The organism is uncultured Maritalea sp. (assembly GCF_937139385.1).
Lineage (GTDB): Bacteria > Pseudomonadota > Alphaproteobacteria > Rhizobiales > Devosiaceae > Maritalea > Maritalea porphyrae_A.
Genome location: NZ_CAKZPW010000322.1, coordinates 1 through 7,028, shown reverse-complemented (window position 1 = coordinate 7,028; position 7,028 = coordinate 1). Strand labels below are relative to the sequence as shown.

Sequence of the window (7,028 nt, the reverse complement as noted above, 5' to 3'; positions counted from 1 at the left end):
CCGGCATGGAAATGACGGTCAAGCAAGAGGAAGTGCAGTTTTGGGGGCACGCGATCGAAGTGCGCATTAACGCTGAAGATCCTGAAACCTTTGCACCGTCGCCGGGTACAATTTCATACTACCACCCAGCTGGTGGTGTGGGCGTTCGGGTCGATTCTGGTGTTTATCAGGGCTACAAAATTCCACCCTATTACGACAGTTTGATTGGCAAGCTCATCGTTCATGGCCGTACGCGACCAGAATGCCTGCAGCGTCTCAACCGGGCTTTGGACGAATTTGTGGTTGATGGTGTCAAAACAACTCTGCCATTGTTCAGAAAGCTCATCAAAGAACCTGATGTTATTGCCGGTGACTACGATATTCACTGGTTGGAAAAATATCTCGCGAAGTAAAGATATACAGGGCCGCATTGGCCCTGTTTTTAATTATGGAACCAAACGACCCTTACGCGCTCAAACTCACCCCTGAAATGCTGCTTAGTGCCTATGCACATGGCATCTTTCCCATGGCAGAAAGCGCCAACTCAAACGATCTATTTTGGGTTGACCCCGATGAGCGAGGGATACTCCCCCTTGATGGGTTCCATATTTCCAGAAGCTTAAAGAAAAAAATGCGCCAAGAATCGTTCGAAGTGCGTGTGGACACCAATTTCTTGTCTGTCATTTCCGCCTGCGCAGCAGAACGGCCTGACAGTCAAGAAACCTGGATAAACGATGAGATTATAGAACTGTACCATGCGCTGTTCAGGGCCGGTCACTGCCACACGGTAGAGGTGTGGAGCCAAGGCAATCTGGTTGGCGGCCTTTACGGCATTTCTCTAGGTGGTGCTTTCTTTGGTGAAAGCATGTTCCATAAAGTGCGGGACGCCTCAAAGATCGCCCTAGCCCATCTGGTTGATCGCCTAGTTGTTGGCGGCTTTCAGCTATTGGATACCCAGTTCATAACTGATCACCTGCGCTCTTTGGGCGCGATCGAAATACCGCGCGCGCAATATCACGCTAAACTCAGTCAAGCACTGCAGCTAGACGGGGATTTCTATCGGCTTGATGGCGGCGGCACATCTGAGTTTTGCTTGCAATCAACCAGCCAAATATCATAAACGGCATTATCAATTGCATTCAACGCAGGGCTTTCGGCAAACATCCAACCTGTAAAGATGCGGCTCAAGGTTTGTTTGAGCGACACTTGATCAACTTCAACAAAAACTGTCGTGCGCTGCGTTTCATTGGGTGGTCGGGTGTGGCAGGCCCTTGGTGTCATCTGCAACGCACCAAATTGCACCGTTTCATCAATATATACGTCGAAATTAATGATGCGGCCTGTGATTTTGTCTAATCCGGCAAACACAGCAACAGGATTAGAAACCGGCTCGGCCTTTGCAGGCGCAACGAAAAGCAGGCCCGCCAAAACGACGAGCCAAACAAAGGCGCATGTGCGCCCAATCAAGAGGCGGTAAAACACCATCAATACATGACTATTCTGGAGACCAGGCATCGTAGTCGCCTGTCACATTTGGGCGCTCGCCTTCAACCAACATGCTGCCCTTGGGCCGATATGCCGATGCAGTGCCCGTCAAATTCTCGTGGTGAGGTTTTTCCCAAGCTTTCGGCTGATAGTTTTGCTCGGTTGGCGGCACGTCTGTGCGTCCATGCATCCAGCCATGCCATCCCGCTTGAATTGCAGACGCTTCAACTGGACCATTAAACGTTACCCAGCGACGCTTTGGGTCTTTCTTGGAAACCCAATACTTGTTGCCCGCATCATCTTCACCAACGAATTTGCCGTTCAATGCCGTGAACAAACGCGTGCCCATTGTCTGGCCATGCCACCAAATAAATATTTCTGCGAATAGCTGCTTCATTTCAGCTCCAAGATCAAATACGTCCAAATGAACCACATTGGCCCAATTCTTCTCTTGAAAGCGTTTAACATCTCTTTTGGGCAAGAGCCAGACATATAGCAGACAAAAACCGTGCCAAATTGTCCGTTTATGCGCCCTCACCTTATATCTGTTGTGCTCAGGTCAATAAAATGACGACTTCAGAATTCTGTCGACATCAGATTGAATTGATTCCACTTGCGCCATTTGCTCGTCTTGTTCAAATCCATTTGATTCGAACCCACCAGCTCTAAGCTGTTTGTTGTCGAGCCGGTCGACCAAATTTCCAACAACATACTTGTCACCAACCAGCTGCATTTTCTGGTGCTCCGCGGAGACCCAAGCAATGTACTCAAACAAGCGCGTGGTCGAAATGGGTTTGGCAAGCACGGCATGGGCACCCAGTTTGATTGCTTGTTCAAAAGCCCTCTGGCGCACCTGTGACATCACCATAATTACGGGCAATAAGCACACCGGATACAGCTGACGGGAGCGAAACTGTTTTAAGAATCGGTCGCCGGACAAACCATCTGCCTCCCAATCAACCAACAATACATCTGGTGGATCAGAGAGAATCGCAGGTATGGCGTCTTTGGGGTTGTTATATATCCGCAAAGCGCGCGTCGCGGCGCCGGAGAGCATTGATCTATATAGAACTTGCATGTGTCGTGCAGTCTCAATCACAACAACGGAGGGCCCCTTAATATCTTCGGGGCTGTGCGGAACATGAACACCCATAGAAAACAACCTAAACGCAATACAATATACTCACTAAATAATGCGCTTGACAGCATTCCAATAAAAGTTGGCACGGTCACCAATGGCACTTTCACGGACCCCAATTGGTTAACGTCTTCTTTGACCATTTGTTCAATCTTGGGCGCAAACTGTCGATATTTCGGGAACATATAGCCGTTGTTAGATGTGATTCTCATGGCGATCCACCCGGTACTTATTGCCGGACCTGCCCCATATTGCCACCGAATCACACTGTTCACTTTATCCCCATTGTTCACACCAAATATACCAGATATGGTCATAATCGAGAAAATTGGCACTAGGGATTGTGAAAACTGAAAATGATTGTAGTTGACGATATTTCGGAAATCAGTAGGCTCTGTCGTTGCGAATTGAGTAAATGCACCGACATAGCAAACCGCGTATTAGAACCCTTCATTTTAGCGAGGGGTCGGGATGTTGTTTGTTCGGCCCAAGATGCGAATCCAGTTTGGATACGTTGATCTACTTAAGTAGAAAATTTGGGCAAATGGCAGCCGCAAGAGTTCAAAACGCGCGCATTTTGGGGAATTAAACCAGCAATTAATGTTGGGCTCCAAGATAAAATTAACGGGGCACATAGGCTGTGCAAGAAAGCCTCATTTCTTGCGCCTAACGGGCAAAGTCGAACAGAAAATCGAAGGACCATAGTGGTTCAACGGGCGCCATATGTGCGTCCAATTACAGCGGGGACTAAAGATGCGCATAGAGCGGCGTTACACCAAGCCAAATCAATCTCCTTACGCGGGAATTAAATTTCGCAAGGCAACAAGTGAGATTAAGAACCCCGATGGTTCTGTTGTGTTTCGGCTTGAAAATATTGACGTGCCAGAAAGCTGGTCGCAGGTCGCAGCTGACATAATTGCGCAAAAATACTTTAGAAAAGCTGGTGTTGCAGCCGCGCTGAAAAAAGTTGAAGAAAACACCGTTCCGTCTTGGCTTTGGCGCTCTGTCCCTGACGAAAAAGCCCTCGATAAACTGCCAGAAGACCAGCAATTCGGCTCTGAAATTGATAGCCGCCAAGTGTTTGACCGCTTGGCTGGTACTTGGACCTATTGGGGTTGGAAAGGCGGCTACTTCAACAAAGAAGAAGACGCCCGCGCTTTCTTTGACGAACTTTGCTATATGCTCGCCACTCAAAAATGTGCGCCCAATTCCCCTCAGTGGTTTAACACTGGCCTACATTGGGCTTATGGCATTGATGGACCTGGCCAAGGCCACCACTATGTTGACCCCTTCACCCACGAGCTTGTGCGCTCAAACTCCGCCTATGAGCACCCCCAGCCACATGCCTGTTTCATTCAGTCAGTAGACGATGATTTGGTTGGCGATGGCGGCATCATGGACCTTTGGGTTCGTGAGGCACGACTTTTCAAATATGGTTCGGGCACCGGCTCAAACTTCTCCGCCCTTCGCGGCTCTGGCGAAAGCCTTTCAGGCGGCGGCAAGTCTTCTGGCTTGATGTCATTCCTTAAAATCGGTGACCGCGCTGCAGGCGCCATTAAATCTGGCGGCACAACCCGCCGCGCCGCCAAAATGGTTGTGGTCGACATTGATCACCCAGATATTGAAGAATATATCAATTGGAAGGTGAAGGAGGAGCAAAAAGTAGCCGCCCTCGTCACCGGTTCCAAAACAGTTTCCAAACATATGAAAGCCATCATGAAGGCCTGCGTTAATTGCGAAGGCCAAGGCAATGATTGCTATGATGTGCTTAAAAACCCTGCCCTTAAGCGTGAAGTCCGCGCGGCGAAAAAAGCCTTGGTGCCAGAAAACTATATTCAGCGCGTCATCCAGTTCGCTGAACAAGGTTACACAGACCTTGAGTTCCCTGTTTACGATACGGATTGGGATAGCGAAGCTTACCTGACCGTTGCGGGCCAAAACTCCAACAACTCTATCCGCGTGACAGATGGCTTCCTAGAAGCTGTTGAACAAGACACCGATTGGGACTGGATTGGCCGCAGTTCTGGCAAAACCACCAAAACGCTAAAAGCCCGCGACCTTTGGGACAGCGTTGGCTATGCCGCTTGGGCATGTGCTGATCCGGGCATCCAGTACCATACCACCATCAACGATTGGCACACCTGCAAATCATCAGGCGATATCCGCGCATCGAACCCATGTTCTGAGTATATGTTCTTGGACGATACAGCCTGTAACCTTGCCTCTTTGAATTTGCTGCAATACCGCGCGAAAAACGGCGACTTCCTGATCGAAGATTTTGAGCATTCTGTTCGCTTGTGGACCATGGTGCTTGAAGTATCCGTCATGATGGCGCAATTCCCATCAAAAGCCATTGCAGAGCGCTCATTTGAGTTCCGCACCTTGGGTCTTGGGTATGCCAACATTGGCGGCCTATTGATGACCAACGGCATTGGTTATGATTCTGATGAAGGCCGCGCCATTGGCGGTGCCATCACAGCGATCCTAACCGGCGTGTCTTATGCAACTTCTGCTGAAATGGCCAAAGAGTTAGGCCCGTTCCCAAGCTATAAGCCAAATGAGCAAGATATGCTGCGCGTGATCCGCAATCACCGCACCGCCGCACACGGCAAGTCAGAAGGCTATGAAGCACTTTCCATCAATCCTGTGCCACTTGACCATGCCAATTGCCCCGATACGCGGCTTGTGGATCATGCCAAGAAGGCATGGGACAAAGCCCTTAAACTCGGCGAAAAGCACGGTTTCCGTAACGCCCAAGTGTCTGTGATTGCCCCAACCGGCACCATTGGCTTGGTGATGGATTGTGACACCACTGGCATTGAGCCTGACTTTGCGCTTGTGAAGTTCAAAAAGCTTGCCGGCGGCGGTTACTTTAAAATCATCAACCGCGCAGTGCCTGAAGCTTTGCGCACCCTTGGCTATGCAGAAGACCAAATCGCAGAGATTGAAGTCTATGCAGTTGGCCACGGTAACTTGAACCAAGCACCGGGCATCAACCCAACAACGCTGAAAGCCAAAGGCTTCACCGACGAGAAAGTTGAAGCCATCAATTCAGGACTTGAAAGCGCATTTGATATTAAATTCGCCTTCAACAAATGGAGCCTTGGCGAAGACTTCTGCCGCGATACGCTTGGTTTGTCTGACGAACAATTAGACGACATGAACTTTGATTTGTTGGCCGCCATTGGCTTCACCAAACAAGAAATCGACGCCGCCAACATCCACGTTTGTGGGGCGATGACGCTTGAAAAAGCACCTCACCTGAAAGAAGAGCACTATAATGTGTTCGATTGCGCCAACCCTTGTGGTCGGATCGGCAAGCGCTTCTTAAGCGTTGAAAGCCACATCCGCATGATGGCCGCCGCACAACCGTTCATCTCTGGTGCGATTTCTAAAACCATCAACATGCCAAACGATGCAACAGTTGAAGAGTGTAAAGAAAGCTACATGCTGTCTTGGAAACTCGCCCTTAAAGCCAACGCGCTTTATCGCGATGGCTCAAAGCTATCTCAACCACTCAACTCCCAACTTTTGGCCGACGATGAAGATGACGCCATTGACGCGGCAGAAGATTTGGTTGCCAAAGCCCCAGTGGACCGCACTGCTGCCGTTTCAGAGCGGATTGTTGAACGCATTGTTGAGCGGGTTCGCGACCGGGAAAAAATGCCCGACCGCCGCAAAGGCTACACGCAAAAATCGCGCGTTGGTGGTCACACCATCTTCTTGCGTACCGGCGAATATGACGATGGCCGCATTGGCGAAATCTTCATCGATATGCACAAAGAAGGCGCCGCCTTCCGCGCCATGATGAACAACTTCGCCATCGCCATTTCCCTCGGCCTTCAATATGGCGTGCCGCTGGAAGAATATGTGGATGCGTTCACCTTCACCAAGTTTGAACCTGCGGGCATGGTGCAAGGCAACGAAGCAATTAAATCTGCCACTTCAATTTTGGACTATGTGTTCCGCGAATTGGCGATCTCATATCTTGATCGTGATGATTTGGCCCACGTAACCCCAGACAATATGAGCACCACCTCTTTGTCCCCCAACGCGGCCCAAGACCAAACTTCAGGCAACGGCCCAAAACCAGTTGGCGCATCCCAATATGTGTCCAAAGGCCTAACCCGCGGCCGCGTGAAAGACAAAAACCTGATGCTTGTCTCCTCTGAACCAACGGCCTCCACTGGCAACCCGGTTCAAGCCATGCAAACAAGCGCGGCAACCATGTTGCACACCTCTGGCCAAACAGCCCTAAAAGCCGAACCCACCGTCGCCCCCGGCTCTGCCCCGTTAGCAGACACCAACATCCAACGCGCCCAAGCGCAAATGAAAAGCTACGAACGCCAAACCCGGGTGGTAAGCGCGTATGCCGTCCTCTGCTTGAAAAAAATCTATCTTTTTAGCCTGCTTTTTAGAAATACCT

5 protein-coding genes and 1 pseudogene are annotated in these 7,028 nt (G+C 50.0%); 3 read left to right on the top strand and 3 right to left on the bottom strand.

The features are described 5' to 3' along the window. Both Q0231_RS13245 and aat read left to right on the top strand, forming a co-directional pair. A pseudogene (locus Q0231_RS13245) lies at nt 1-392 on the top strand (acetyl-CoA carboxylase biotin carboxylase subunit); the annotation flags it as partial. Between the two features lie 17 nt (nt 393-409). Then, nucleotides 410-1,099: a leucyl/phenylalanyl-tRNA--protein transferase gene (gene aat, locus Q0231_RS13240; protein ID WP_367274497.1), complete on the top strand. Its 690-nt coding sequence runs from the start codon at nt 410-412 to the stop codon at nt 1,097-1,099. On the opposite strand, the gene Q0231_RS13235 is transcribed toward aat, so the two are convergent. The 3 genes from Q0231_RS13235 to Q0231_RS13225 all read right to left on the bottom strand — a co-directional run bounded on the left by Q0231_RS13235 (nt 1,036) and on the right by Q0231_RS13225 (nt 2,617). Further along, on the bottom strand, nt 1,036-1,464 hold the full coding sequence (locus tag Q0231_RS13235; RefSeq protein WP_269394388.1) for a DUF2155 domain-containing protein: 429 nt from the start codon (nt 1,462-1,464) through the stop codon (nt 1,036-1,038). The two genes, aat and Q0231_RS13235, sit on opposite strands and share 64 nt — an antisense overlap. A gap of 10 nt (nt 1,465-1,474) precedes the next feature. Continuing rightward, nucleotides 1,475-1,861, bottom strand: a complete 387-nt coding sequence (locus Q0231_RS13230; protein ID WP_299348050.1) for an NADH:ubiquinone oxidoreductase subunit NDUFA12 — start codon at nt 1,859-1,861, stop codon at nt 1,475-1,477. Between the two features lie 162 nt (nt 1,862-2,023). Next, the gene (locus tag Q0231_RS13225) at nt 2,024-2,617 is read right to left on the bottom strand and encodes a response regulator (RefSeq protein WP_269394101.1); all 594 of its coding nucleotides are present in this window, start codon (nt 2,615-2,617) and stop codon (nt 2,024-2,026) included. Nucleotides 2,618-3,355: 738 nt separating this feature from the next. On the opposite strand from Q0231_RS13225, the gene Q0231_RS13220 reads away from it, so the two are divergent. After that, nucleotides 3,356-7,028, top strand: a 3,673-nt coding sequence (locus Q0231_RS13220; RefSeq protein WP_299348048.1) for a vitamin B12-dependent ribonucleotide reductase, incomplete at its 3' end; no start/stop codon positions are given.

What these genes read in the sequence shown, in the direction of transcription:
- Q0231_RS13230 (WP_299348050.1), bottom strand. Translation starts at nt 1,861, where the DNA reads ATGAAGCAGCTATTCGCAGAAATATTTATTTGGTGGCATGGCCAGACA.
- Q0231_RS13235 (WP_269394388.1), bottom strand. Translation starts at nt 1,464, where the DNA reads ATGGTGTTTTACCGCCTCTTGATTGGGCGCACATGCGCCTTTGTTTGG.
- Q0231_RS13225 (WP_269394101.1), bottom strand. Translation starts at nt 2,617, where the DNA reads ATGGGTGTTCATGTTCCGCACAGCCCCGAAGATATTAAGGGGCCCTCC.